Genomic DNA, 26533 nt, shown 5'->3' with positions numbered 1-26533 from the left:
TAATCTGTTATAAATAATAATAATTATTGTTGAAAAGTTATTAAACAAGGAGTATAATAATAAAAAAACAGGTACCCTTAGGGGGTATATCGAATAATATAATTATATAATAGAAATAATAAAATTAACCTTATATAAGGATGTGTTAGTATGGGAAAAGATATTAAAGAAATTGATGTTATAGTAATTGGAGCTGAACCAGCAGGATTAACAGCCGGTATATATGCTTCAAGGGCAAATTTAAGTACTTTAGTCTTAGAAGATAATATTGTTGGAGGGCAAGTTAAATCAACTTATACAGTTGAAAATTACCCTGGCTTTACAGAAATATCAGGAAATGAACTTGGAGATAGAATACAAGCACAAGCAGAAGCTTGTGGAGCAATAATAGATGAATTTGATTTTATAGAGAATGTTATTTTAAGAGATGATGAAAAAATAGTTGAAACAGGGGATTATATTTATAAACCTAAGGTGGTAATAATAGCTACAGGAGCTACTCCAAGAAAGCTACCAATACCAAATGAAGCAAAATATTTAGGTAAGGGTGTTCACTATTGTGCAGTATGTGATGGAGCTGTTTACAAAGATGAGGTGGTAGCTGTTGTTGGTGGTGGAAACGCAGCTTTAGAAGAAGCTTTATATTTATCAAATATCGCTAAGAAAGTAGTGGTTATTAGAAGATATGATTACTTCAAAGCAGAAGGAAAAACTTTAGAGGCAGCAACTAATAAAGAAAATATAGAAATAATGTACAATTGGGATTTAGTTGATGTTGATGGAGGAGACTTTGTTGAAGTAGCTAAAATCAAAAATACTAAGACTGGTGAAGAAAAAGAAATAGCTATCAATGGAGTATTTGCTTATATAGGAACTGAACCTAAGACAGCTATGTTTAGAGAATTTATAAATATTAAAGATAATGGCTATATAGTAGCTGATGAAAATATGAGAACTAACGTAAAAGGTGTATATGTAGCTGGTGACGTTAGAGAAAAAATGTTTAGACAAATAACTACAGCAGTAGCTGACGGTACAATAGCAGCTTTACATGCTGAAAAATATATTGCTGATATGAAGGAGAGATAATTATGGTAAAAGTATATTCAGTAGCTTGGTGTGGACCATGTAATAAATTAAAAAAATACCTAGAAAAAATAGGTGTCGAATATGAGACAATAACAGTTGCAGATGGAAAAGAAGATAGAAATGAAGTTTTAGAAGTTTCAGGTCAAAGATCAGTACCAGTAGCAGTTATTGGTGACGAAGTTATCGTAGGGTTTGATAAACAAAAAATTGATGATGCTGTAGCAAAATTAAAGTAGAAGGTGTTAACTATGAATACTAAGGAAAATGTGTTTTATAATTTCATGGGTGGAGATTTCTATAAGAATGAAGCGGATAAATTTATAGATATAAAATCTCCATTAGATGGAAGTCTTGTAGGAAGAGTTCAAAGTCTTTCAAAGGAAGATGTTGATATAATAATAGAAAATGCTGAAAAAGCTCAAAAAGAGTGGAATTTAGTTCCTCTAAATGAGAGAGCACATGTTTTATATAAAACTGCTGATTTATTAGATGAACATAAAGAAGAATTAGCAGAAATAATGATAAGAGAAGTTGCAAAAGATAAAAAGAGTGCTTTATCAGAGGTTACAAGAACAGCTGATTATATAAGATTTACAGCTGATGCAGCTAAGAGTATGGATGGAGAAAGTATACCATCAGATAATTTCCCTGGATTTAATAGAAGTAAAATATCTGTGGTAACTAGAGAACCTTTAGGTGTTGTTTTAGCTATATCTCCATTTAATTACCCAGTTAATCTTTCAGCTTCAAAAATAGCACCTGCTATAGTAGCTGGTAATAGTGTAGTATTAAAACCAGCTACTCAAGGAAGTTTATCAGCTTTATATTTAGCTAAAATATTCCATGATGCAGGGCTGCCAGGAGGAGTTTTAAATACTGTAACTGGTAGAGGAAGTGAAATAGGAGATTACTGTGTAACCCATAAAAAAATAGATTTCATTAACTTTACTGGAAGTACTGAGATTGGTAGAAGAATATCACAAATAACAGTTATGAAACCATTGCTTATGGAACTTGGAGGAAAAGATGCTGCCATAGTTTTAGAAGATGCAGATTTAGACTTAACTGTAAGTAATATAATAGCTGGTGGATATTCATATTCAGGACAAAGATGTACTGCTGTTAAAAGAATATTAGTTATGAATTCAGTGGCAGATAAGTTAGTTGAAAAATTAAAAGAAAAGATAAGTAAATTAAAAATGGGAAATCCATTAGAGATAGAAGATGTAACAATAGTTCCTCTTATAGATAATAAGGCAGCTGATTTTGTAATGGAACTTATAGATGATGCTAAAGAAAAAGGTGCTAAGTTAGTTTGTGGTGGTGGAAGAGAAGGAAACTTAATTGAGCCAACATTATTTGATAATGTAACTACAGACATGAGATTAGCTTGGGAAGAACCATTTGGACCAGTTTTACCAATAATAAGGGTTGAAGATAAAGATGAGGCTATAAAGATAGCTAATGCATCTAAATATGGATTACAATCATCAGTATTTACTCAAAATATAAATGAAGCATTTTATATTGCTGATAAGTTAGAGGTTGGAACAGTTCATGTTAATAACAAGACTGAGAGAGGGACCAGACCACTTCCCATTCTTAGGTGTTAAATCATCAGGTATGGGTACTCAAGGAATAAGATATTCAATTGAGGCTATGTCTAGACCAAAGGCTACAGTAATAACAATAAGATAATAATTATTTAATTATAGAATAGCGTTTTGTAATCATTAATAAGAAGCTATAGATAGAGTAATCTATTTATAGCTTCTTATATTTTTATAATTAAAATATAAAAAAGAGAGGCTTTTTTAACCTCTCTTTTATTTTAATTATTCATTTAATGCTGTATCTATAGCGTTTTTATCAAAGCCAACAATTATAGTTCCGTTAATATCTAAAACAGGAACGCCCATTTGTTTGCTCTTTTTAAGCATATCTTCTCTAGCTTCCATATTAGTTTGAACGTTTAAATCTTCGAACTCAACGTTTTTTGATTTAAGATATTGTTTTGCTTTTACGCACCATGGACAAGAGTCTGTTGAATAAACCTTTACCATATTGATCATCTCCTATGTTAAATAAAATTCTTATCTTAATTTCATTTTTATAATATTATTTTAATAAAAATTTATGTATAAAATATGTGATTTGAATCAATTTTGCAAAATTAATTTAAAAGTTATTTTATTTGATTATCATCTAAATGATCATTAAAGATTAAATTATCTATTGTATCTTGGGAATGGTTACTCATAAAAGATGATAAATTTGTAAGTCCAGCACTTTGTGAATGTAATGGATTTTGTGAAACAGTAGAATTATTATTGAATTTATCTTTAATATTCAAAAGAATCCCTCCTAGCTTTTTATCTTATTATTTGATAAAAAAGCTATGTATATTCATTATTATTTATAAAAGTGGAAAATATTTTATAATAAATGATAAAATAAAACATAGACTAAATATAAAATATTTTAAAAAAGAATGTATAGTGGTCTAGACAAGTGAAAACCATTTGAGTATAATTTAATTAGGAGGAGAAATCATGATAGATAAAAATAGTCCAATACCGGTCTATTACCAATTGAAAGAAATGATAAAAGAAAAAATATCAAAAGGTATATGGCAAGTAGGACAATGTATAGCAAGCGAAAGAGAGTTAACAGAAACTTACGGTGTAAGTAGAATGACTGTCAGACAAGCTTTAGGAGAATTAGTACAAGAAGGACTTCTTGTTAGAGAAAAAGGAAAAGGAACTTTTGTATGTGAACCTAAAGTAAAGCAAGAAGATATGATGAGTTTCTCGGATATTATAAAAAGAACAGGAAGAAAGTTAATAACTAGAGTTTTAGAATTTGAAGTTATAAATACTCCTGATGAATTAGTTGATACTTTTGATGTTGATAAACTTTATAAAATAAATAGATTAAGAATAGTTGATGAAGAAGTTGTAGCAAATGAAGTTGTTTATATTCCTTGTGAATATTGTGGATTTGTTACAAAAGAAGATTTAGAAGGTTCTCTATTTAAGCTGTTAGAAGATAAAGGATACATAATTGAAAGTACAGAATCATCTTTGGCTGCTGTTATTATGGATGATGAATTAAAGAGATTATTTAATGTTGATAAACAGGTACCTCTTTTAAAAAGTCATAATACAGCATTAAATTCAGAAGATGAAATAATTTATGTTGAAGACGCAATTTATAGATCAGATAAATATATACTAGAGATTAATATCTCTAAAAGAGAGGGGAAGTTAAAATGAGATTAATTATTACTAAAAATTATGAGGAAATGAGTAAGGTTGCAGCAAATGAGATGGCAGAAAGTATAAAAGCAAACCCAGAAATTGTTTTAGGGTTAGCAACTGGTGGTACTCCAGTGGAAATGTACAAAAACCTTATAAAAATGTACAATGATGGAGAATTAGACTTCTCAAAAGTTACAAGCATAAACTTAGATGAGTATGTTGGTTTACCAGGAGATCATGATCAAAGTTATAGATACTTTATGAATACTAACCTATTCAATCATATAAACATAGATAAGAGCAGAACTTTCGTACCAAATGGATTAGCAGCAGATGTTGCTGAAGAGTGTAAATCATATGATGCTAGAATTCAAGAAATGGGTGGAATAGATGTTCAATTATTAGGATTAGGAGCTAATGGTCACATTGGGTTCAATGAACCAGGTGAAGAGTTAAGTGTAGGAACTCATTTAACAGATCTTAAAGAATCAACAATAGAGGCTAATGCTAGATTCTTTGATTCAATAGAAGATGTTCCAAGAGAAGCTATAACAATGGGGCTTGGTGGAATAATGAAAGCTAAAAAGATTATGGTTATAGCTAGTGGAGAAGGAAAAGCAGAGGTTGTTAAAGCTATGATGAGTGGAAAGATAACAACTGAGATTCCAGCAACTATGTTACAAATGCACAGCAATGTAGTATTAATAGTTGATGAAGCAGCAGCTTCATTATTATAATAGTTATTACTATCTCATGAATTAATATAAAGAACTGTCCGATATTAAAGAGTGAATTTCTTTGAAATTACGATTTAACTAACGGGCAGTTTTTATTATTATTTAAAATAATATTATTAAAAACTTTTATATTAATCTTTTTAAGAAAATAGTAATAAATAAGTATGTGATTAGTTATAATGATATGATATGATTATTTAAGGATATATTAGGAAATAATTAAAACTAAAAGAAAAACGAAGAAATATGGAGTTGGTAAAGTGGCAAAAGTTAGAAGTATATATGTATGTCAAAATTGTGGGTATGAATCGCCAAAATGGATGGGGAAATGTCCAGAATGCAATAATTGGAATACTTTGGTTGAAGAGATTAGAGATACTAAAAGTGCTCAAGTTTCAGCAAAAGTAGAAAGGCAGATTGGTGAATTAAAAAAAATAAAAGACATTAAATCAGGGGAAAAAGAGAGATACGATACGGGGATAGGAGAACTTAATAGAGTTTTAGGTGGAGGACTTGTTAAAGGGTCACTTACACTTATATCTGGAGATCCTGGTATTGGTAAGTCAACTTTACTTTTACAAACAGCCAATAATATTTCAAAAAAATATGGGAAAGTTCTATATGTATCTGGAGAAGAGTCAGAAGAGCAAATAAAAATAAGAGGTGATAGATTAGGTGTTGACGCAGAGGAACTTTTATATTGTTGCTGAGACAAATCTAGATATAATAGAAGCATATATAGATAAACTAAGCCCAGCTTTTATAATAATAGATTCAATACAAACTATTTATAGAGATACAGTTTCTTCGGCTCCTGGAAGTGTTTCACAGGTAAAAGAGTGTTCAAATGCTGTAATGAGAATTGCTAAAGGGAAAAATATACCTTTATTTATTGTTGCTCATGTAACAAAGCAAGGCGATTTAGCAGGAACCTAGAGTTTTAGAACATATGGTAGATACAGTATTATCATTTGAGGGAGAAAGAACTGAAGAATTTAGAATTTTGAGAACTATGAAAAATAGATTTGGAACTACAGCTGAAATTGGTGTTTTTGAGATGAGAGGAGAAGGGTTAATGCAGGTTTATGATCCTTCAAGTATGTTCTTAGAGGATACTAATTTTAACCAAGAAGGTTCTGTTGTTATTGGAGTAATGGAGGGTACTAGACCTATTCTTGTAGAAATACAATCATTAGCTTCAGAAACAAAGGCTGTTATGCCAAGAAGAACCTCTGTTGGAGTAGAAAATTCAAGACTTAGTTTAATATTAGCAGTACTAGAAAAGAAATTAAGAGTTCCTTTTTATAATACAGATGTTTATGTAAATGTAGTTGGAGGGCTTGAAATAGAGGGCACTACAGCGGATTTAGGTATTGCTATATCATTAGTATCATCAGTGAAAGCAACTGCTGCTAAGTTAGAAAAGCTTGTTGTTGTTGGCGAAGTTGGATTAACTGGAGAAATAAGACCTATAGCAAACTGTGACAGAATAATAAATGAAGCTGAAAAAATGGGCTTTTTAAACGCAGTTGTTCCATATAGAAGTTTAGAGAAATTAAAAGGTAGTAAGCTTAATCTTATAGGAGTTAAAACTGTAAGAGAAGCAATTGGAAAGATATTTTAAATGGATAGGTGTGAGTAAATGAGAACTGTACATGATGATGGTTTAAAGAAAATATTAAAATTAATGAGTCCTGGTACTTCTCTAAGAGAGGGGCTAGACAACATATTAAGAGCTAAGACAGGTGGGCTTATTGTTCTAGGAGATAATGAAGAAATATTAGATTTAGTAGACGGTGGCTTTAATATAAATTCAGAATATAGTCCTGCGTATATATATGAATTAGCTAAGATGGATGGTGCATTAGTGTTAAGTTCAGATAGAAAAAGAATACTTTATGCTAATGCTCAACTTATGCCAAATCAATCTATAAGTACATTTGAAACAGGAACGAGGCATAGAACTGCTCAGAGAGTTGCTAAGCAAACTAACAAGATAGCTATAGCTATATCTCAAAGAAGAAATATTATAACTGTTTATAAAGGTGATATAAAATATGTATTACGAGATAGTGGGGTAATACTAAGTAAGGCTAATCAAGCTATACAGACTTTAGAGAAATATGTAGCTGTTTTAGAGAGAGTAACAAACAATCTTAATATACTTGAGTTTCAAGATTTAGCTACACTTTTTGATGTTACTACTGCTATACAACGAACTGAAATGGTAATGAGAATAGTTGAGGAGATAGAAGGTTACATAATCGAGTTGGGTAATGAGGGTAGACTTATATCAATGCAACTAAATGAATTAGTAAGAAGTATAGAGCAGGATGGAGTGCTTCTTATAAGAGATTACTGCTATGACAGAATGGAATATAAGGATGTTTATAAAGAAATTCAAGAGTTATCATCTGAAGATTTATTAGATTTGGATATAATAGCTAAAGAATTAGGTTATGTGGGAAAATCATTAATTGACACATTGGTGTCACCTAGAGGGTATAGAATATCAAATAAAGTACCTAGAATACCTTCAAATGTAATAGAAAATCTTGTTGGACATTTTGGTAAGCTTAAATATATTCTTGAAGCTGGTAATGAAGATTTAGATCAAGTTGAGGGAATTGGAGAGGCAAGAGCGAGAGCAATAAAAAATGGGCTAAGAAGAATAAGAGAACAAGTAGCTTTAAATAAGAATTTATAATAAAAAAGAAGTGCCATTAATGTGGCACTTAACATTTATTATCTGAAAGTAAATTTACCTAAGGTATCCATCTTGTTATATTCTTTTAACAAGATATCAAATAGGTTTAAATCTAAGGCGTTACAAAGAGATGTTAAGTAGAATAGGTTATTACCTAGTTCTCTTTCGATAACTTCTCTGCAACTTTCACATAAGCTTCCTTTTATATGGGAGCTTAGGCAAGGATTTAGTTCGTCTAAGGATATGTCATTATCCTGTAGCATACTTTGTTTCTTAGCACAAATTTCTATGCAGCCGCAATTTGTAACAGCTTTACAGATAGCTCTGTTTGCTCTTGATTGTGATTCTTGATATTTACTCAATATATCTAATATGCTTTTGTGTCTCAGTAAAGAATTATTAACGCTATTTTGAAAATCGTCAAAAATTACGTCCTTCATAGTGTTTCACTCCTTATATACTAATCTTTGACCCTATAGTTAATTATAGAATTTTTTGGTTATAATTGTCAAATGATTTAGGTTGTAAAACCAAATATATGTTAAAAACTAATTAGCTTGTTAACTTGAGTATAATATAAATCAAATCTACTAAAATTTATAGGGGGTAATTTCTTAAATGTAATAATTGAAGAATATTTTGTAATTATTACGATACTTTAGTATGGTATAATTAAGTAAATATATTATAAATATTTTACAACTATGAATGATAAATTTTAAACATGTCAATAATTATATAGGAGGTGAGTTTGTGATAAAAAAACTTTTTAGAGTGATTTTTACTATTTTAGGATTATTGATTGGATATGTTTTAGCAGATGGATTAAGACAAAGTACATTAGGTAGGTCATATCTAACAAACATTTTTTTACTGGTATCATTTTATGTAATTTTAGTTGTTGTTTTTGGAATTATTTTATTTATTCTTTCTCCATATATTTATAAGTCAATAAGAAAACTTATAACATTTATAGAAAAGAGTATATCTAGACTATCACCAAGTGAAATAATATTTGGTGCTGCTGGTGCTATTGTGGCATTAATACTTGCTTTAGTAATAACATTACCTTTAAGTAGTTTCTTAAGTGGGTTAGTGAATGATGTGTTAGGTCCAATAGTATCTGTAATCATAAATGTAATAGCTATGGTTATAGGTGCAGATATAGCTGTAAAGAAGAGAGAGGATATCTCAGGTTATTTTGAAAATTTCAAAAAAGGTCAATCAAAGGAAAAGAAAGCTAAAAATGCTCAAGCTAAGAAGAGTGGTGCTACACCTAAGGTGTTAGATACATCTGTAATAATAGATGGAAGAATATTTGATTTATGCCAAACAGGATTTATTGAAGGTTCTTTAGTAATACCAACTTTTGTGCTTGATGAGTTAAGACATATATCTGACTGTTCAGATTCTTTAAAAAGAACAAGAGGAAGAAGAGGATTAGATATATTAAATAAAATACAAAAAGAGCTTTCAATAGAAGTCGAGATGTGGGAAGGAGATTTCCCAGAAATCGCAGAGGTTGATATAAAATTACTTAAATTAGCTCAGAAATTAAATGGTAAAGTCGTAACAAATGATTATAACTTAAACAAAGTAGCTGAATTCCAAGGAGTACCTGTATTGAATATTAATGAGTTAGCAAATGCTATAAAACCAGTAGTATTACCAGGAGAAGAAATGACACTTACTGTTGTGAAAGATGGAAAAGAATCTGGACAAGGAGTTGCATATCTTGATGATGGTACTATGATAGTTGTAGAAGGTGGAAGAAAGTACATGGGTAAAGAAATTACTGTTGTAGTAACTTCAGTCCTTCAAACAGCCGCTGGCAGAATGATTTTTGCTAAGTCTAAATCTTAAGGAGATTTAGTTTATGGGGAAGATAGTTAGTGTAATATTAGCTGGTGGAAAAGGCAAAAGAATGGGTGCTGAAGTTAGTAAGCAATTCATCGAAGTAAATGAAAAGCCGATAATATACTATACTTTAAAAACTTTTGAAGAATGTAAAGAGATTGATGAAATAGTGCTTGTATTACCTAAAGATGAGGTTGATTATTTTAAAAGTGAAATACAATCAAAATTTGATTTTAAAATATCAAAAATAGTTGAAGGTGGTAAGGAAAGACAAGATTCAGTTTATAATGCATTGAGTGTATTAGAGGATTGTGATGTTGTTTTAATACATGATGGAGCAAGAGCTTTTGTAAGCAAGAGGATAATACAGGATGGTATAAAGTATGCTAAAGAGTTTGGAGCAGCAGCTCCAGGAGTTACTCCTAAGGATACAATAAAGGTTAAAGATGAAAGTGGATTTTCAGTAAGTACACCAGATAGATCATCATTAGTAGCTGTTCAAACACCTCAATGCTTTAAGTATGACTTAATAAAAAAAGGTCATGATAAAGTTAAAAAAGATGGATTAATAGTTACGGATGATACTATGATAATAGATATTTTAGAAGAAGATGTTTATCTTTATGAGGGAGATTATAAAAATATAAAAGTAACTACTCCAGAAGATTTAATATTAGCAGAAGCATTTATTAAATAAGACACATAAGATAAATGATCAGTATATTGACATGTTATTTTTATAAGGATATAATTTTATAAGATTTAAGAAAATTTAATAGTTGTAAAGACTGTGAAAAAGATTAGTAGAAACGCTTATACAGAGAGAAAATCCAAGGCTGAGAGATTTTCAACTAGTTTTGAACCTACTTTGGAGTCGTAGCAAAAAACTAACCGGGTTTAATACCGTTAACAATGAAGAGAGTACAAATTTAGGTGGTACCGCGAAATACAAGCTCGCCCTAATGTTTTTTAGGGTAGAGCTTTTTTTATTTTCTTAAAAATGTAATTTAAAATAAATATTAAGATTATAACAGCTTAATGAGGAGGTAATATACTATGAAAATGTCAAAAATGTTAGTAGGAACATTAAGAGAAGTTCCAGCAGATGCTGAAATAGAAAGTCACAAGCTTATGTTAAGAGCTGGTCTTATGAGAAAGATGACTGCTGGGGTTTATAACTACATGCCTTTAGGGCTAAAAGTTATAGAAAATGTTAAAAATATAGTAAGAGAAGAAATGAATGCTGCAGATGCTCAAGAATTCTTAGCATCAGCTTTAATACCAGCTGAGTTATGGCAAGAATCAGGAAGATGGGATGCTTATGGAGCAGAGATGTTTAGATTAAAAGATAGACATAACAGAGATTTCTGCTTAGGACCAACTCACGAGGAAGTATTTACAGATATCGTTAGAAATGAAATAAAATCATACAAGCAATTACCATTAAATCTTTACCAAATACAAACTAAGTATAGAGATGAAAGAAGACCAAGATTTGGAGTTATGAGATCAAGAGAGTTCATAATGAAGGATGGATATAGCTTCGATAGAAATCAAGAAGGTTTAGATGTAGCATACGAAAAAATGAGAGAAGCATACGTTAATATATTCAATAGATGTGGATTAGACGCTAAGGCTGTTGCAGCTGATTCAGGTGCTATTGGAGGATCAGGTTCAGCAGAGTTCATGGTTAAATCAGATGTAGGAGAGGATGATGTAGTATTCTGTACAGCTTGTGATTATGCAGCTAACATAGAAAAAGCTCCATCAACTCCTGAAAAGGCTGAAGAAGAAGCATTAATGGAAGTAGAAAAAGTTGAAACACCAGCTGTTAGAACAATAGATGATTTAGCTAAATTCTTTGAATGTTCTCCAAAGAGAATAGCAAAAACTTTAATATTCCAAGCTGATGATAAAGTTGTAGCTGTAGTATTAAGAGGAGATAGAGAAGCTAACGAAGTTAAGATAGCTAATGCCATAGGTGAAGTTGCAGAATTAGAAATGGCTAGTGAAGAGGCTGTTAAAGAGGCTACTGGAGCTGCTGTTGGATTTGCAGGTCCTGTAGGAATAAAAGTAGATATGTTATTAGTTGACCAAGAGGTAGCTAATATGTATAACTTTATAGTTGGCGCTAATGAAACTGATATGCATCTAAAGAATGTAAACTACGGAAGAGACTTTGAGGGAGTAGTTGGAGATTTCAGAAACGTAACTATAGGAGAAAAATGTCCTGTATGTGGAGAAGAAATAACTATTTCAAGAGGAACAGAAGTTGGACACATATTCAAGCTAGGAACTAAGTATTCAGAGGCGATGGGGGCAACATTCATAGATGAAGATGGAAAAGCTAAACCATTCATCATGGGATGCTATGGAATAGGTATTACAAGAACTGTAGCTTCTATAATAGAACAACACAATGATGAGAACGGAATAATATGGCCACTAGAAGTTGCTCCATATCATGTTTCAGTTATACCAGCTAATGTTAAAAATGAAGAGCAAGCTACTAAAGCAGAAGAAATATATAATACTTTAAGAGCTATGGGAGTAGAAGCTTTACTTGATGACAGAAAAGAAAGAGCTGGAGTTAAATTCAAGGATTCAGAACTTATGGGAATTCCAATGAGAATAACTGTTGGTAAAATGATAGGTGAAGGACAAGTAGAATTTAAGCTTAGAAATGGTGGAGAAGTTGAAACTATCACTATAGAAGAAGTTTACGATAAAGTAAGAGATGAATTTAAGAAAGCAAATTTATCTTTATAATTTATAAGATTAACGGAATTGTATATAATTAGAATATAATAATTAAAACTCACCTTATATTTTGTAAGGTGAGTTGCTAATAATTTAAGGTAGGAGGGTCAAATATGATTAAAGTTTATAACACTTTAAACAAACAAAAAGAAGAATTTATTCCTTTAACGCCAGGAGAAGTTAAGATGTATGTTTGTGGTCCTACTGTGTACAACTTTTTCCACATTGGAAATGGTAGAACTTTTATAGTTTTTGATACTATAAGAAGATATTTTGAGTACAGAGGATACAAGGTTGATTTTGTTCAAAACTTTACAGATATAGATGACAAGATGATTAAAAAGGCTAATGAAGAAGGAACTACTGTAAAGAATATTGGTGATACTTATATAAAAGAGTACTATCAAGATGCAGATGCTTTAAATATAGAAAGAGCTACTGTTAATCCAAGAGCTACAGAGTTTATTGGAGAAATAATAAAGTTTGTAAAAGGCTTAGTTGATAAGGGATACGCATATGAAGTAGATGGAGATGTTTATTTTTCAACTAAGAAATTCCAAGGCTATGGAAAACTATCAGGTCAAAACATAGAGGACCTACAATCAGGTGCTAGAATAAGAGTTGATGAGAGAAAGAAAGATCCAATGGACTTTGCTATATGGAAAGCTCAAAAACCAGGAGAGCCAGCTTGGAACAGTCCATGGGGAATGGGAAGACCTGGATGGCATATAGAATGTTCATGCATGGCTAAAAAACTTTTAGGTGAAACTATAGATATTCATGCTGGTGGAGCAGATTTAACATTCCCACATCATGAAAATGAAGTTGCACAAAGTGAAGCATTAACTGGAAAACCATTTGCAAGATATTGGTTACATTCAGCTTTTGTTAATGTAAATAATGAAAAAATGTCTAAATCATTAAATAACTTCTTTACAGCAAGAGAAATATTGGAAAGATATGATGCTGATGTTATAAGATTTTTAATGTTATCAGCTCATTATAGACAACAATTAAACTTTAGTGAGGACTTATTAGAGTCAGCTAAAGCTTCTGTTGAGAGAATATACAATGCTATAGGAAACTTAGAAAACTTAATTGATGAAGTTTCAAGAGAAGAAATGAATGATAAGGAAAAAGCTTATTTAGAGTCATTAAACAAATATAAAGAAAAATATATTGAAAAAATGGACGATGACTTTAATACTGCTGATGCAATAACTGCTATATTTGATTTAATAAAAGATACAAATACAAATATAACAATAGATTCATCAAAGGAATTATCTGAAAAAGCTTTAGAGTTAATAAGAGAATTAGGATTACCTTTAGGAATGCTTCAAAAATCAACTAAAGGTGCAGCACTTGCAGAAGAAGTTGAATCTTTAATAGCTCAAAGACAACAAGCTAGAAAAGATAGAGACTTTGCGTTAGCTGATAAGATAAGAGATGACCTAAAAGAGAGAGGTATTGTTTTAGAAGATACTCCTCAAGGTGTAAGATGGAAGATGATATAGTTCTAAGTAATAAACTTGCAGAAGAAACTTCTTTTGCAAGTTATTATTTTAATTAAATTTATCTTGTAACTAATAAAGTTAAGGTGTAATATTTAAAAAACTGGGATTGAAAATTAAAAGTTAATTCTAAATTTAATATAAGAATTTAAGAAAAAGTAAATTTGAATTAACTTATGATTTATAGTTTAATAGTTTTAAATGATATAAGTTTTTATATAAACCTAAACAAAAGGAGATATAATATTGAAGAATTTATTATATAGAGAGTTTTCAGAAAAGGAAGCTAGAATGTTAAATCCACTTCAGTTAGCTTTAATTGGAGATGGCGTTTATGAAGTTTTCATAAGAAATTATATATTAAGTGAAAATGCCGGTTTATCAGCTCATAAAATACATGTTAAGGCTATACAGTATGTTAAAGCTAAGGCTCAAAGTGACATAATAAATACATTAGAGAGTGAACTAAATGAAGATGAACTTTATATTTTCAAAAGAGGTAGAAATGCTAAATCAGCAACTGTACCTAAAAATGCAAATGTTAGAGATTATAGAAATGCTACAGGCTTTGAGGCTTTAGTAGGATATTTATATTTAAGTGGTCAAGAAGAAAGATTAAATGAATTCCTGTTAAAGTGTATAGAAGTTGAACTTTAGAGGGGAGAATTATAAATGTTAAAAGTTAAGTTATTACAACACACACCAGAACCAGAAAAGACAATAGCAGCAGCAGCTAAGTTATGTTATAGTCCAGTAGGTGTAGATGATATATTAGAAAATTTAACTGATGAGAATACAGATAAATTTTTAAATATGCTTATGTCATATGGACATATGTCACCAATAGAGCATGTTTCATTTACTTTTGCTGTAGAGGGAGTTTCAAGAAGTTTAACTCACCAGTTAGTTAGACATAGAATAGCATCATATTCTCAGCAATCACAGAGATATGTTAAGTTAGATCAATTTGAATATATAATACCACCAGCTATAGCAAATGATGAAGTAGCTAAAAAACTATTTATAGATCAAATGGTAGGAGCTCAAAAAGCTTATGATGAAATAGTTGATAGATTAAAAGCTAAATACATAGAAGAAGGTATGGGAGAAAGACCAGCAGAGAAGAAAGCAATAGAAGATGCAAGATATGTTTTTCCTAATGCTTGTGAAACAAAGGTTGTATTCACAATGAATGCTAGAAGTTTAATGAATTTCTTCCATCATAGATGTTGTGATAGAGCACAATGGGAAATAAGAAACATGGCAGAACAAATGGTTGGAGAAGTTAAAAAAGTAGCTCCAATATTATTTAAAAATGCTGGACCAAGCTGTGTAGCAGGACCATGCCCAGAAGGAAAAATGTGCTGCGGAAAGCTTAAAGAAATGAGAGAATTATATCTTAGTAAATAAGGATTTTAAGGAGAGAACAAAATGACAAAATCAGAAAATAAATATAGACAATTAACTCGTAAGCAAAAATATGCTTTAGAAAGAGAACAAAGAGCAAGAGAAGAAAAGTATTCAAGAAATAACAGAAATGTTAGAAATGATGTTCAAGAATCAGAATTCCAAGGAAGAGAAGATCTAGTTGAAGGAAGAAATGCTGTTATAGAATTATTAAAATCAGATAAGACTATAGAGCAAATATTTATAGCTAATGGAAAAATGGAAGGTTCAATAAACAAGATATTAGGATTAGCTAAGGATAAAAAAATAGTTGTAAAAGAAGTTGATAGAAAGAAACTAGATTTAATGAGTGAAACTGGAGTTCACCAAGGTGTAATAGCTCAAATAACACCATTTAAATACAGCACAGTTGAAGAGATATTAGATTTAGCTAAGAGCAAAAATGAGGATCCATTTATAGTTATATTAGATGAATTAGAAGATCCACATAACTTAGGATCAATAGTAAGAACTGCTGAATTATGTGGTGCTCATGGAATAATAATACCAAAGAGAAGAAATGTTGGCGTAACTGGAACTGTTTATAAGGCTTCAGTAGGAGCTATAGAACATATGAAAATAGCTAAAGTTACAAATATAAACAATGCAATAGAAGAATTAAAAGCTAAAAATATATGGATATACGGAGCTGATATAGCTGGAGAAGAGTATAGCTATGAGACAAACTTCAAAGGTGCTTGTGGAATTATAGTTGGAAGTGAAGGAAGAGGAATGTCAAACTTAACAAAGAAAAAGTGTGACAAGTTAGTTAAAATTCCAATGGTTGGAAAAATAAACTCTTTAAATGCTTCAGTTGCAGGTGGTATAATGATGTATGAGGTTTTAAAATCAAGATTAATAAAATAGAAGAAGAGTGATAGAATGAGAGTTATATTTATAGATGGCTATAATGTTGTAAATAGCTGGCCTAATTTAAAAAAGGCAAAACAATATAGCTATGACATAGCAAGAACAGAGCTAACAGAAATGCTTGAAAACTATGCTGCTTTTAACTCTTGTAGAATATACTTGGTTTTTGATGCACATAAGGTTGCTGGGAATATAGAAAGTAAAGAGGTATCAGGTAATATAATTACTGTCTTTACAAAAGAAGGCGAAATCGCTGATGCGTATATTGAGAGAATGGTAGACGAACTTGGAAGAAAAGTAGAGGTTTTTGTTGTTACATCAGATAGATTAGAGCAACAGACAATATTCCAAAGAGGGGCAGTTAGAATGTCATCTATAGAATTCTACAATGAGGTATTAAAAGTTCAGGATAATATCAGGAAAAAGGCAGAGAAGAATAGAACCGAAAATGGTAAAAATTTTTTAGGTGATACCTTAGAAAAAAGTGTGTTAGAAAAGTTAGAAAAAATGAGAAGAGGGTAATATTGACTAAGTCAAATATAAATCTTATAATTTATTTGTAATTTATTGGGATATGAGGTTTTTATCTGGGGGTGTAGAGAATATGGGGATTACTTATGATTTAGCTAAACTTGATAATTACGAAGAGTTTAAGGATCTAGCAGATAAAGAAATTGTTATACTAGCTAAAAATGGTGAAATTAGAGCTCAAGAATATATAATAAGTAAGTATGAACAGTTTGTAAGAGCTAAATCAAAATCATATTTTCTTATAGGAGCAGATAAAGAAGATATTTATCAAGAGGGAATGATAGGGCTTTATAAAGCTATAAGAGATTTCAATCCAGAAAAGTTTGTTTCTTTTAGAAGTTTTGCAGAATTATGCGTTACTAGGCAAATAATAACAGCAATAAAGACTGCAACAAGGCAAAAACATATCCCACTTAACACTTATATTTCTTTAAGTAAGCCAATATATGAAGAGGAATCAGATAGAACTCTTTTAGATACAGTAGTTGGTATAACTATAACTAATCCAGAATCATTAGTCATAGGTAAAGAAGAGGTTGAAAATATAGAAAGTGCCATAAATAGTGTGCTTTCCGAGTTAGAATTAGAAGTGTTAAATTCATATTTGGATGGAAAATCATATCAAGAAATTGCCTGTGATTTGGATAGAGAAGCAAAATCTATAGATAATGCTTTGCAAAGAGTAAAAAGAAAGCTTGAAAAATGTTTGAACATTAAGTAAGCCAATTATCCAAAAGTATTGACAAAGAATTTTATTAGTAGTAAAATTTTTATGGCATAGGTAAATTAAATGAATGTAAGGTGCTCACGTAGCTCAGTCGGCAGAGCGTCGCCTTGGTAAGGCGGAGGTCGTCGGTTCAATCCCGATCGTGAGCTCCAATCCAAAATAAGGAAAACACAACACGCTAGGTAGAGTTTATTTGAATTTTAAAGGAGGAATTTGCAATGTCAAAAGCAAAATTTGAAAGAAGCAAACCACACGTTAACATTGGAACAATCGGTCACGTAGACCACGGTAAAACAACTTTAACAGCAGCTATAACAACTGTTTTAGCTCAAGCTGGTGGAGCAGAAGCATTCAAATACGATGAAATAGATAAAGCTCCAGAAGAAAAAGAAAGAGGAATCACAATCAATACAGCACACGTTGAGTACGAAACTGCTAACAGACACTACGCTCACGTTGACTGTCCAGGACATGCTGACTACGTTAAAAACATGATCACTGGAGCAGCTCAAATGGACGGAGCTATATTAGTATGTTCAGCTGCTGATGGTCCAATGCCTCAAACAAGAGAGCACATCTTATTATCATCAAGAGTTGGAGTTGACCACATAGTAGTATTCTTAAACAAAGCTGATATGGTTGACGACGAAGAGTTATTAGAGTTAGTTGAAATGGAAGTTAGAGAGTTATTAAGCGAGTACAACTTCCCAGGAGACGATATCCCAGTAATAAAAGGATCAGCTTTAGTAGCATTAGAAAACCCAACTGACGAAGCTGCAACAGCTTGTATCAGAGAGTTAATGGAAGCAGTAGATAGCTACATTCCAACACCAGAAAGAGCAACAGATAAGCCATTCTTAATGCCAGTAGAGGACGTATTCACAATCACTGGTAGAGGAACAGTTGCAACTGGAAGAGTTGAAAGAGGAGTTCTACATGTAGGAGACGAAGTAGAAATAATCGGATTAACTGAAGAAAGAAGAAAAACAGTTGTTACAGGAATCGAAATGTTCAGAAAGTTATTAGATGAAGCACAAGCTGGAGATAACGTAGGAGCATTATTAAGAGGAATCCAAAGAACAGACATCGAAAGAGGTCAAGTTTTAGCTCAAACTGGAACAATCAACCCACACAAAAAATTCGTAGGTCAAGTATACGTACTTAAAAAAGAAGAAGGTGGAAGACATACTCCATTCTTCGATGGATACAGACCACAATTCTACTTCAGAACAACAGACGTTACAGGATCAATCAAATTACCAGAAGGTATGGAAATGGTTATGCCTGGAGACCACATCGACATGGAAGTTGAATTAATCACTGAAATCGCTATGGATGAAGGATTAAGATTCGCTATCAGAGAAGGTGGAAGAACTGTAGGTTCAGGAGTTGTTACTTCAATAATCGAGTAGTTTTAAGCAAAATAACATAATTTTATCATAATAAGGACTGGGTTACATGACCTAGTCCTTTACATAGCCAACATTTGTTGACACCTGTGTATATTTATGATAATGTATTTTAGTAATTAACTAGCAGTGTATTGGTAGATAGAACTACTTTTAATATACAACAAAACTGGAGGTGCTGAACGTGAGAGTAAAAGTAACTTTAGCATGTACTGAGTGCAAGCAAAGAAACTACAACACTATGAAAAATAAGAAAAACGATCCTAATAGAATAGAGATGAAAAAATACTGCAAGTTCTGTAAGACTCATACTCTTCACAGAGAAACTAAGTAGTGTTTGAATTAAAAAAATTCTAATGCATTATGGTGTTAAGGATGTGAATTTATGGCTGCAAAGCAAAATGTAAATGAAAAAAGCAGAGGCTTTGGAATAACAAAGTTCTTTAGAGGGGTTAAGGCAGAAATCAAAAGAATAACTTGGCCACCAAAAGAAGAAGCTAAAAAGGCCATTATTGCAGTAATTGTATTTACTGTAATTTCTATTGCGCTAGTTGGCGGAATGGATTTTGTATTTAAGAACCTCTTTGAGTTAGTGTTTGGACTTAAATAATATAAAGGAGGTTTGGTGATTTATTCACCGGTATGATATGAGTGATAGAGCTAGATGGTACGTAGTACACACATATTCAGGATACGAAAACAAAGTAAAAGCAAATCTTGAGAAGACTATAGAGAACAGAAACTTAGAATCTCTAATCTTAGACATACAAGTTCCAATGGAAGAGTGTGCTGAGGAGAAAGATGGTAAGATAAAAGTTACTCTAAAGAAAAAATTCCCAGGATATGTTATAGTAAACATGGTTATGACAGACGAATCTTGGTATGTCGTAAGAAATACAAGAGGAGTAACTGGCTTTGTAGGTCCAGGGTCAAAACCTGTTCCACTTACCGATGAAGAGGTAGATTCTATGGGAGTAATGAAAACTGCTATGGAAATCGACTTGGAGGTAGGAGAAACTATAAACATTATTTCAGGAGCTTTAAGTGGCTTTGCTGCTGTAATCCAAGAAATAATTGTTGAAAAAGGCAAAATAAAAGCCTTAGTAGATATGTTCGGAAGAGAAACTCTTGCTGAACTAGATTTTAATCAAGTAGAAAAATTAGATTAAAAATCAGACTAACGTCTCGATCAAGTGGGAGGGCGTAAGTCCGATAATTACCACAGTATAGGAGGAATAAACTCATGGCTAAGAAAGTAACAGGAATGATAAAACTTCAACTTCCTGCAGGAAAAGCAACACCAGCACCACCAGTAGGACCAGCTTTAGGTCAACACGGTGTAAACATAATGGGATTCTGTAAAGAATTCAACGCAAAGACTGCTGATAAAGCTGGCTTAATAATACCAGTTGTAATAACTGTATATCAAGACAGATCATTCAGCTTCATATTAAAAACTCCACCAGCTGCAGTTCTTATTAAGAAAGAATTAGGCTTAGAAAGTGGATCAGGTGTTCCAAACAGAACTAAAGTTGGAAACATCACTAAAGAGCAAATCAGAAAGATTGCTGAATTAAAAATGCCAGACTTAAATGCTGCAACAATCGAAACTGCAATGAGCATGATCGAAGGTACTGCTAGAAGTATGGGTGTAGTAGTAGTAGAATAATTTTTTCAAATCGGTGGGAGGTAATGACCGCTAATACCACAAAGGAGGATTATATTAATGGGAAAGAAATATATTGAAAGTTCAAAATTAATAGATAAAAATGCATTATATACTCCAGCAGAAGCTTTAGAGCTTGCTGTTAAAACTGCAAAAGCTAAATTCGATGAGACTATCGAATTACACGTAAGATTAGGTGTAGACCCAAGACATGCTGACCAACAAGTTAGAGGAGCTGTTGTTCTTCCACACGGAACTGGTAAAGATGTTAAAGTTTTAGTTTTCGCTAAAGGTGAGAAAGCTAAAGAAGCTGAAGCTGCAGGAGCAGATTTCGTTGGAGCTGACGAATTAGTACAAAAAATTCAAGGCGAAAACTGGTTTGACTACGATGTAGTTGTTGCTACTCCAGATATGATGGGTGTAGTTGGTAGATTAGGTAGAGTATTAGGACCAAAAGGTTTAATGCCAAACCCAAAATCAGGAACAGTTACATTTGACGTAGCTAACGCTATAAAAGAAATCAAAGCAGGTAAAGTTGAGTATAGAGTAGATAAAACTGCTATAGTTCACTGCCCAATAGGAAAGAAATCTTTCGGAACTGAGAAGTTAGTTGAAAACTTCACAGCTTTAATGGATGCTTTAGTAAAAGCTAAACCAGCTGCTGCTAAAGGACAATACTTAAAATCAGTTTCAGTTTCAGCTACTATGGGACCTGGAGCTAAAGTTAACCCAGCTAAAGCTTTAGATTAATTTTAATAAAAATGCTTGACATAAGGTTAAGCAGATGTTAAAATAATTTTTGTTGAAAAAAGTGAATGAAAGTTTCCGTAGACAGTAGGTACTGTATGGTATAACGTAAAACAACCTACCGAGGACATTATATTGTATATAATAGTCTTCCTATGTCTACGGGAAGACTTTTCTTATTATATAAAGCAGTTAAATAAACTGTGAGGAGGTGGACACAGTGAACAAAAACAGACAATTAAAAGAAGCTAAAGTTGCAGAGATCAAAGAGAAATTAGAAAAAGCTCAATCAGTTGTACTTGCTAGCTACCAAGGTTTAACAGTAGAACAAGATACAAACTTAAGAAAGAACTTAAGAGAAGCAGGAATTGAGTATAAAGTTTACAAAAACACACTAGTTACTCTAGCTGCAAAAGAATTAGGTTTTGATGGAATAGTTGAATACTTAGAAGGTCCAGTTTCAATAGCATTCGGTTACGAAGATGCTACTGCTCCAGCTAGAATCCTTAACGATTTCGCTAAGGAAAACAAAAAGCTTGAGTTAAAAGCTGCTATAGTAGAAGGAACAGTTTACGATAAAGAGCAAACTGAGCAACTTGCTGCTATACCTTCAAGAGAAGTTTTACTTGCAAAACTTCTTGGAAGTATCAAGTCACCAGTATCAAATTTTGCATACTTATTAAGTGCAATAGCAGACAAAAAAGAAGAATCTGCTGAATAATTAATAAAAATAAAACAAATTTAAAAAAAACAGGAAAGAAAATTCGGAGGTGCGAATCATGACAAAAGAGCAAATCATAGAAGCTATAAAAGAAATGAGTGTTTTAGAATTAAACGAGTTAGTTAAAGCTTGTGAAGAAGAATTCGGAGTAAGCGCTGCTGCTCCAGTTGCTGTTGTAGGCGGAGCTGCTGCAGGTGCTGCTGCAGAAGAAAAATCAGAGTTTGACGTAGTATTAACAAACGCTGGTGCTAACAAAATAAAAGTAATCAAAGCAGTTAGAGAATTAACTGGATTAGGATTAAAAGAAGCTAAAGAAATAGTTGACGGAGCTCCTAAGACATTAAAAGAAGCTGTTGCTAAAGAAGAAGCTGAAGACATGAAAGCTAAATTAGCTGAAGTTGGAGCTGAAGTAGAGCTTAAGTAATTAAAGCTTAATTAAAATATTAAAAGAGGTACTGAGTAGTGCCTCTTTTTTTTAACTCATAAGATTGAAGAATAAAAAAAGTTAAAGTAAATTTTTTAAGAATATTGACAACGGGTATTGCCTATGATACCATAAGTAAATGTACTATTGTGTAATAGTATAAAGTTGAATATGAATTTTATGTATACTACAGGAAAAAATGGGTATACTAAAAAGATGATATTGTATGTAATCCGAAAGCATAGGTCCCTAGGGAAAGTATGCTTTTGGCTATTTTAGTTTATACAAGGGGTGAAAGTTGATGGTACATCCTGTCCAAGTTGGAAAAAGAACGAGAATGAGCTTTGCAAAAGTCAAAGACGTGGCTGAAATGCCAAACCTAATTGAAATTCAATTAGATTCTTACAAATGGTTTTTAGATGCAGGACTTTATGAAGTTTTCGATGATATTAATCCTATCTCAAACTTCACTGGGAATCTTGTACTTGAGTTTGTAGGATACACTTTAGACATGGATAACATAAAATATTCAGTTGAAGAGTGTAAAGAAAGAGACACTACTTATGCAGCACCGCTAAAAGTAGCTGTTAGACTTCAAAACAAAGAAACTGGAGAAATAAAAGAACAAGAGGTATTCATGGGAGATTTCCCATTAATGACAGAGCAAGGAACTTTTATAATTAATGGTGCCGAAAGAGTTATTGTTTCTCAGTTAGTAAGATCACCAGGTGTTTATTATAATTTCAATATAGACAAAACTGGTAAAAAGCTGTTTTCAGCAACTGTTATACCTAACAGAGGTGCTTGGTTAGAGTATGAAACAGATTCAAATGATGTTATCTATGTAAGAATAGATAAAACAAGAAAACTTCCTATAAGTATATTAGGAAGAGCTATGGGCTTTGGAAGCGACCAAGAACTTTTAGAGTATTTTGGTGAAGAAGAAAGATTCAAAGCTACTATAGAAAAAGATAATACTAAGACTAAAGAAGAAGCATTATTAGAAATCTATAAGAGATTAAGACCAGGTGAGCCACCTACAGTTGATAGTGCAGTTAGCTTAATAGATTCTTTATTCTTTGATGCTAAGAGATATGACTTATCAAGAGTTGGTAGATACAAGTTTAATAAAAAGCTTGCAATCGGCTTAAGAATAGCTAATCAAATAGCAGCAGAAGATATAATAGATGAATTAACTGGCGAAGTTTTAGTAGCAAAAGGTGAAAAAATTTCAAGAGCTAAGGCTGAAGAAATCCAAAGCAAAGGAATAAATTCAGTTGATGTTCTAGTTGAAGACAGAGTAATTAGAGTTATAGGTAACCACTTTGTAGATATACATAAGTGTGTGGACTTCGATTTATCAGATTTAAATATCAGAGAATTAGTTCACTACCCAACATTAAGAGAAATCTTAGATAACTATTCTGATGAAGAAACTATCAAAGAAGAGATCAAAAAGAATATAACAAGACTTATTCCTAAGCATATCGTTAAAGATGATATATTCGCTACTATAAGTTACCAAATTGGTTTAGCTTATAACATAGGATATAAAGATGATATAGATCACTTAGGAAATAGAAGATTAAGAAGTGTTGGAGAGCTTTTACAAAACCAATTCAGAATTGGTTTATCAAGAATGGAAAGAGTAGTTAAAGAGAGAATGACTATTCAAGACCAAGAGGCTATTACTCCTCAACAATTAATCAACATAAGACCTGTAGCAGCTGCTATAAAAGAATTCTTCGGAAGCTCACAGTTATCACAGTTCATGGATCAAACAAACCCATTATCTGAGTTAACTCATAAAAGAAGATTATCAGCTCTTGGACCAGGAGGTCTTTCAAGAGAAAGAGCTGGTTTCGAGGTTAGAGACGTTCACCACTCTCATTATGGTAGAATGTGTCCTATCGAGACTCCAGAGGGACCAAACATAGGTCTTATAAACTCATTAGCTACATATGCTAAAGTTAATGAGTATGGATTTATAGAAACACCTTATAATGTTGTAGATAAAGAAACTGGTAGAGTTACTGGTGAAATAAGATACTTTACAGCAGATGAGGAAGACCAATACCTAGTAGCTCAGGCTAATGAACCATTAGATGAAAATGGATACTTCATAGATAAAAAAGTAACTGTTAGAGCTAAAGGTGAGGTATTAGTTGTTCCAAGTAAGGATGTTGACTTAATGGACGTTTCTCCAAGACAGCTAGTATCTGTTGCGACTGCAATGATACCATTCTTAGAGAATGATGACGCATCAAGAGCCTTAATGGGATCAAACATGCAACGTCAGGCGGTTCCATTATTAAAACCATACGCTCCAATCGTTGGTACAGGAATAGAATACAGAGCGGCAGTAGATTCAGGAGTTCTTCCTAAAGCTAAAAATGCTGGTGAAGTAGTTTATGTAAGTGCTAATGAAGTTAGAGTTAAAAGAGAACTAGATGGTGGTGTTGATACTTACAGACTTCTTAAATTCAAGAGAAGTAACCAAGGTACTTGCATAAACCAAAGACCTATAGTTGCTAAAGGTGATTGGGTACTTAAAGGTGAAGTATTAGCAGACGGACCTTCAACTGATTTAGGAGAAATAGCTTTAGGTAAAAACATAAGAATGGGATTCATTACTTGGGAAGGATATAACTACGAGGATGCTATGCTTATCTCAGAAGAGTTAGTTAGAGAAGACGTATTTACATCAATCCATATAGAAGAGTATGAGTGCGAAGCTAGAGACACTAAGTTAGGACCAGAAGAAATAACTAGAGACATACCAAACGTAAGTGAAGATGCTCTAAAGGACATAGATGAAAGAGGAATAATCAGAATCGGTGCTGAAGTAAGATCAGGAGATATCTTAGTTGGTAAAGTAACACCTAAGGGAGAAACTGAGCTTACTGCTGAAGAAAGATTATTAAGAGCTATATTCGGTGAGAAAGCTAGAGAAGTTAGAGATACTTCATTAAGAGTTCCACACGGAGAAGCTGGTATCATAGTTGATGTTAAAGTATTTACAAGAGAAAACGGAGATGATTTATCACCTGGAGTTAATGAACTTGTAAGATGTTACATCGCTCAAAAAAGAAAAATATCTGTTGGAGATAAGATGGCTGGTCGTCATGGTAATAAAGGGGTTATCTCAAGAGTATTACCAGAAGAAGATATGCCATTCTTACCAGATGGTAGACCACTACAAATCTGCTTAAACCCACTAGGGGTTCCATCTCGTATGAACATCGGTCAGGTACTAGAAGTTCACTTAGGATGGGCAGCAAGTGCTTTAGGATGGCACATTGCTACACCAGTATTCGATGGTGCTACTGAGACTGATATAGAAGACTGCTTAGAAAAAGCTGGTTACAATAGAAATGGAAAGACTCCTTTAAGAGATGGTAGAACTGGTGAAGAGTTTGATAACGAAGTAACAGTTGGTATCATGTATATCTTAAAACTTGCTCACTTAGTTGATGATAAGATTCACGCAAGATCAACAGGACCTTACTCATTAGTAACTCAGCAGCCACTTGGTGGTAAGGCACAATTCGGAGGACAAAGATTCGGAGAGATGGAGGTTTGGGCATTAGAAGCATACGGTGCTGCTCATACTCTTCAAGAGATACTTACAGTTAAGTCAGATGACGTTGTAGGTAGAGTTAAGACTTACGAAGCTATTGTTAAAGGTGAAAACATACCTGAGCCAGGTGTGCCAGAATCATTTAAAGTTCTTATTAAAGAGCTTCAAGCTTTATGCTTAGACGTTAAAGTTTTAAATGATGACAACCAAGAGGTTAAATTCAAAGAATTAGCTGAAGATGAAGAGCCAGAAGTATTAGAAGTTAATATTGAAGGTACTGAAGACTCAACAACTGAAGTTAAAGAAGAAAAAGGGGAAGCATACATCCCAGCAGAAGAAATTGAAGAAGAAATAGACTATGAAAACATAGACTTATTAGACTTCACAAGTGATTTAGACATAGAAGATGATTTTAACTAGGATATAAAGTGTTCCCTTACTCTTATGAGTAAGGGGATATTTAAAAATTCACATTAAACTATGAAGGG

Annotated in this window: 26 protein-coding genes, 1 tRNA gene, 2 pseudogenes and 1 other annotated feature; of the genes and pseudogenes, 26 read left to right on the top strand and 3 right to left on the bottom strand. The window is 32.3% G+C overall.

Annotated features, from left to right (window positions below):
• Nucleotides 1-150: 150 nt before the first annotated feature.
• From ACQZHJ_RS16515 to ACQZHJ_RS16505, 3 genes and pseudogenes are all read left to right on the top strand, one after another.
• Nucleotides 151-1089 carry an NAD(P)/FAD-dependent oxidoreductase gene (locus ACQZHJ_RS16515; RefSeq protein WP_430486585.1) on the top strand — a complete coding sequence of 313 codons (939 nt, stop codon included), beginning with the start codon at nt 151-153 and terminating at the stop codon, nt 1087-1089.
• A gap of 2 nt (nt 1090-1091) precedes the next feature.
• A complete protein-coding gene (locus ACQZHJ_RS16510) occupies nt 1092-1325 on the top strand; it encodes a glutaredoxin domain-containing protein (protein ID WP_430486584.1) in 234 nt (77 codons plus the stop codon).
• A 12-nt stretch (nt 1326-1337) separates the two neighbouring features.
• Nucleotides 1338-2787: pseudogene (locus ACQZHJ_RS16505) on the top strand (NADP-dependent glyceraldehyde-3-phosphate dehydrogenase).
• Nucleotides 2788-2924: 137 nt separating this feature from the next.
• Here the strand turns inward: ACQZHJ_RS16505 and ACQZHJ_RS16500 are convergent.
• Together ACQZHJ_RS16500 and ACQZHJ_RS16495 are read right to left on the bottom strand one after the other, a co-directional pair.
• Entirely contained in the window at nt 2925-3152 is a 228-nt protein-coding gene (locus ACQZHJ_RS16500) for a glutaredoxin family protein (protein ID WP_430486583.1), read from the bottom strand.
• Between the two features lie 122 nt (nt 3153-3274).
• Nucleotides 3275-3442 (bottom strand): hypothetical protein, encoded by a 168-nt coding sequence (locus ACQZHJ_RS16495; protein WP_430486582.1) that lies wholly within the window; start codon nt 3440-3442, stop codon nt 3275-3277.
• A 199-nt stretch (nt 3443-3641) separates the two neighbouring features.
• Between ACQZHJ_RS16495 and ACQZHJ_RS16490 the strand changes: the two genes are divergently transcribed.
• The 4 genes and pseudogenes from ACQZHJ_RS16490 (at nt 3642) to disA (ending at nt 7793) form a co-directional block, all read left to right on the top strand.
• The gene (locus tag ACQZHJ_RS16490) at nt 3642-4364 is read left to right on the top strand and encodes a GntR family transcriptional regulator (RefSeq protein WP_430486581.1); all 723 of its coding nucleotides are present in this window, start codon (nt 3642-3644) and stop codon (nt 4362-4364) included.
• Nucleotides 4361-5086: a glucosamine-6-phosphate deaminase gene (nagB, locus tag ACQZHJ_RS16485; RefSeq protein ID WP_430486580.1), complete on the top strand. Its 726-nt coding sequence runs from the start codon at nt 4361-4363 to the stop codon at nt 5084-5086. The genes ACQZHJ_RS16490 and nagB overlap by 4 nt, the downstream gene beginning before the upstream one ends.
• Nucleotides 5087-5346: 260 nt before the next feature.
• Nucleotides 5347-6710: pseudogene (radA, locus tag ACQZHJ_RS16480) on the top strand (DNA repair protein RadA).
• A gap of 18 nt (nt 6711-6728) precedes the next feature.
• Nucleotides 6729-7793, top strand: a complete 1065-nt coding sequence (disA, locus tag ACQZHJ_RS16475; RefSeq protein ID WP_430486579.1) for a DNA integrity scanning diadenylate cyclase DisA — start codon at nt 6729-6731, stop codon at nt 7791-7793.
• A gap of 38 nt (nt 7794-7831) precedes the next feature.
• Here disA and ACQZHJ_RS16470 read toward each other — a convergent pair whose 3' ends face one another.
• Nucleotides 7832-8233 carry a DUF1573 domain-containing protein gene (locus ACQZHJ_RS16470; RefSeq protein WP_430486578.1) on the bottom strand — a complete coding sequence of 134 codons (402 nt, stop codon included), beginning with the start codon at nt 8231-8233 and terminating at the stop codon, nt 7832-7834.
• Between the two features lie 313 nt (nt 8234-8546).
• On the opposite strand from ACQZHJ_RS16470, the gene ACQZHJ_RS16465 reads away from it, so the two are divergent.
• The 19 genes from ACQZHJ_RS16465 to rpoB all read left to right on the top strand — a co-directional run bounded on the left by ACQZHJ_RS16465 (nt 8547) and on the right by rpoB (nt 26465).
• Nucleotides 8547-9656, top strand: a complete 1110-nt coding sequence (locus tag ACQZHJ_RS16465) for a PIN/TRAM domain-containing protein (RefSeq protein WP_430486577.1) — start codon at nt 8547-8549, stop codon at nt 9654-9656.
• 13 nt (nt 9657-9669) lie between these two features.
• Nucleotides 9670-10347 carry a 2-C-methyl-D-erythritol 4-phosphate cytidylyltransferase gene (ispD, locus tag ACQZHJ_RS16460; RefSeq protein ID WP_430486576.1) on the top strand — a complete coding sequence of 226 codons (678 nt, stop codon included), beginning with the start codon at nt 9670-9672 and terminating at the stop codon, nt 10345-10347.
• A gap of 359 nt (nt 10348-10706) precedes the next feature.
• The gene (locus ACQZHJ_RS16455; protein WP_430486575.1) at nt 10707-12419 is read left to right on the top strand and encodes a proline--tRNA ligase; all 1713 of its coding nucleotides are present in this window, start codon (nt 10707-10709) and stop codon (nt 12417-12419) included.
• A 107-nt stretch (nt 12420-12526) separates the two neighbouring features.
• The gene (gene cysS, locus ACQZHJ_RS16450; RefSeq protein WP_430486909.1) at nt 12527-13927 is read left to right on the top strand and encodes a cysteine--tRNA ligase; all 1401 of its coding nucleotides are present in this window, start codon (nt 12527-12529) and stop codon (nt 13925-13927) included.
• A gap of 243 nt (nt 13928-14170) precedes the next feature.
• Complete coding sequence (locus ACQZHJ_RS16445; protein WP_430486574.1) at nt 14171-14581, top strand: Mini-ribonuclease 3; 411 nt, start codon at nt 14171-14173, stop codon at nt 14579-14581.
• Between the two features lie 15 nt (nt 14582-14596).
• Nucleotides 14597-15334, top strand: coding sequence for an FAD-dependent thymidylate synthase (gene thyX, locus ACQZHJ_RS16440; RefSeq protein WP_430486573.1), 738 nt, complete (start codon nt 14597-14599; stop codon nt 15332-15334).
• Nucleotides 15335-15355: 21 nt separating this feature from the next.
• The gene (rlmB, locus tag ACQZHJ_RS16435; RefSeq protein WP_430486572.1) at nt 15356-16237 is read left to right on the top strand and encodes a 23S rRNA (guanosine(2251)-2'-O)-methyltransferase RlmB; all 882 of its coding nucleotides are present in this window, start codon (nt 15356-15358) and stop codon (nt 16235-16237) included.
• Nucleotides 16238-16252: 15 nt separating this feature from the next.
• On the top strand, nt 16253-16762 hold the full coding sequence (locus ACQZHJ_RS16430) for an NYN domain-containing protein (protein ID WP_430486571.1): 510 nt from the start codon (nt 16253-16255) through the stop codon (nt 16760-16762).
• An 82-nt stretch (nt 16763-16844) separates the two neighbouring features.
• Nucleotides 16845-17492: an RNA polymerase sporulation sigma factor SigH gene (sigH, locus tag ACQZHJ_RS16425; protein ID WP_430486570.1), complete on the top strand. Its 648-nt coding sequence runs from the start codon at nt 16845-16847 to the stop codon at nt 17490-17492.
• A gap of 82 nt (nt 17493-17574) precedes the next feature.
• A tRNA-Thr gene (locus ACQZHJ_RS16420) sits at nt 17575-17650 on the top strand.
• Nucleotides 17651-17716: 66 nt separating this feature from the next.
• Nucleotides 17717-18910 carry an elongation factor Tu gene (gene tuf, locus ACQZHJ_RS16415; RefSeq protein WP_430486561.1) on the top strand — a complete coding sequence of 398 codons (1194 nt, stop codon included), beginning with the start codon at nt 17717-17719 and terminating at the stop codon, nt 18908-18910.
• A gap of 181 nt (nt 18911-19091) precedes the next feature.
• Nucleotides 19092-19241 carry a 50S ribosomal protein L33 gene (gene rpmG / locus ACQZHJ_RS16410; protein ID WP_003482374.1) on the top strand — a complete coding sequence of 50 codons (150 nt, stop codon included), beginning with the start codon at nt 19092-19094 and terminating at the stop codon, nt 19239-19241.
• A gap of 51 nt (nt 19242-19292) precedes the next feature.
• Nucleotides 19293-19517 (top strand): preprotein translocase subunit SecE, encoded by a 225-nt coding sequence (gene secE / locus ACQZHJ_RS16405; protein WP_430486569.1) that lies wholly within the window; start codon nt 19293-19295, stop codon nt 19515-19517.
• 37 nt (nt 19518-19554) lie between these two features.
• Nucleotides 19555-20076 carry a transcription termination/antitermination protein NusG gene (gene nusG / locus ACQZHJ_RS16400; RefSeq protein ID WP_430486568.1) on the top strand — a complete coding sequence of 174 codons (522 nt, stop codon included), beginning with the start codon at nt 19555-19557 and terminating at the stop codon, nt 20074-20076.
• 74 nt (nt 20077-20150) lie between these two features.
• The gene (gene rplK / locus ACQZHJ_RS16395; protein ID WP_003452181.1) at nt 20151-20576 is read left to right on the top strand and encodes a 50S ribosomal protein L11; all 426 of its coding nucleotides are present in this window, start codon (nt 20151-20153) and stop codon (nt 20574-20576) included.
• Between the two features lie 57 nt (nt 20577-20633).
• Entirely contained in the window at nt 20634-21323 is a 690-nt protein-coding gene (gene rplA / locus ACQZHJ_RS16390) for a 50S ribosomal protein L1 (RefSeq protein WP_430486567.1), read from the top strand.
• Between the two features lie 57 nt (nt 21324-21380).
• Nucleotides 21381-21506: a sequence feature (ribosomal protein L10 leader region), on the top strand.
• A gap of 34 nt (nt 21507-21540) precedes the next feature.
• A complete protein-coding gene (gene rplJ / locus ACQZHJ_RS16385; protein ID WP_430486566.1) occupies nt 21541-22041 on the top strand; it encodes a 50S ribosomal protein L10 in 501 nt (166 codons plus the stop codon).
• A 58-nt stretch (nt 22042-22099) separates the two neighbouring features.
• A complete protein-coding gene (gene rplL, locus ACQZHJ_RS16380) occupies nt 22100-22465 on the top strand; it encodes a 50S ribosomal protein L7/L12 (protein ID WP_003452170.1) in 366 nt (121 codons plus the stop codon).
• A gap of 301 nt (nt 22466-22766) precedes the next feature.
• Nucleotides 22767-26465: a DNA-directed RNA polymerase subunit beta gene (rpoB, locus tag ACQZHJ_RS16375; protein WP_430486565.1), complete on the top strand. Its 3699-nt coding sequence runs from the start codon at nt 22767-22769 to the stop codon at nt 26463-26465.
• Nucleotides 26466-26533 lie beyond the last annotated feature (68 nt).

This window comes from Clostridium sp. B9 (assembly GCF_050509515.1).
Taxonomy (GTDB): Bacteria; Bacillota; Clostridia; order Clostridiales; family Clostridiaceae; genus Sarcina.
The sequence above is the reverse complement of the archived record's forward strand: the minus strand, read 5'-3'. Positions and strand labels throughout refer to the sequence as shown.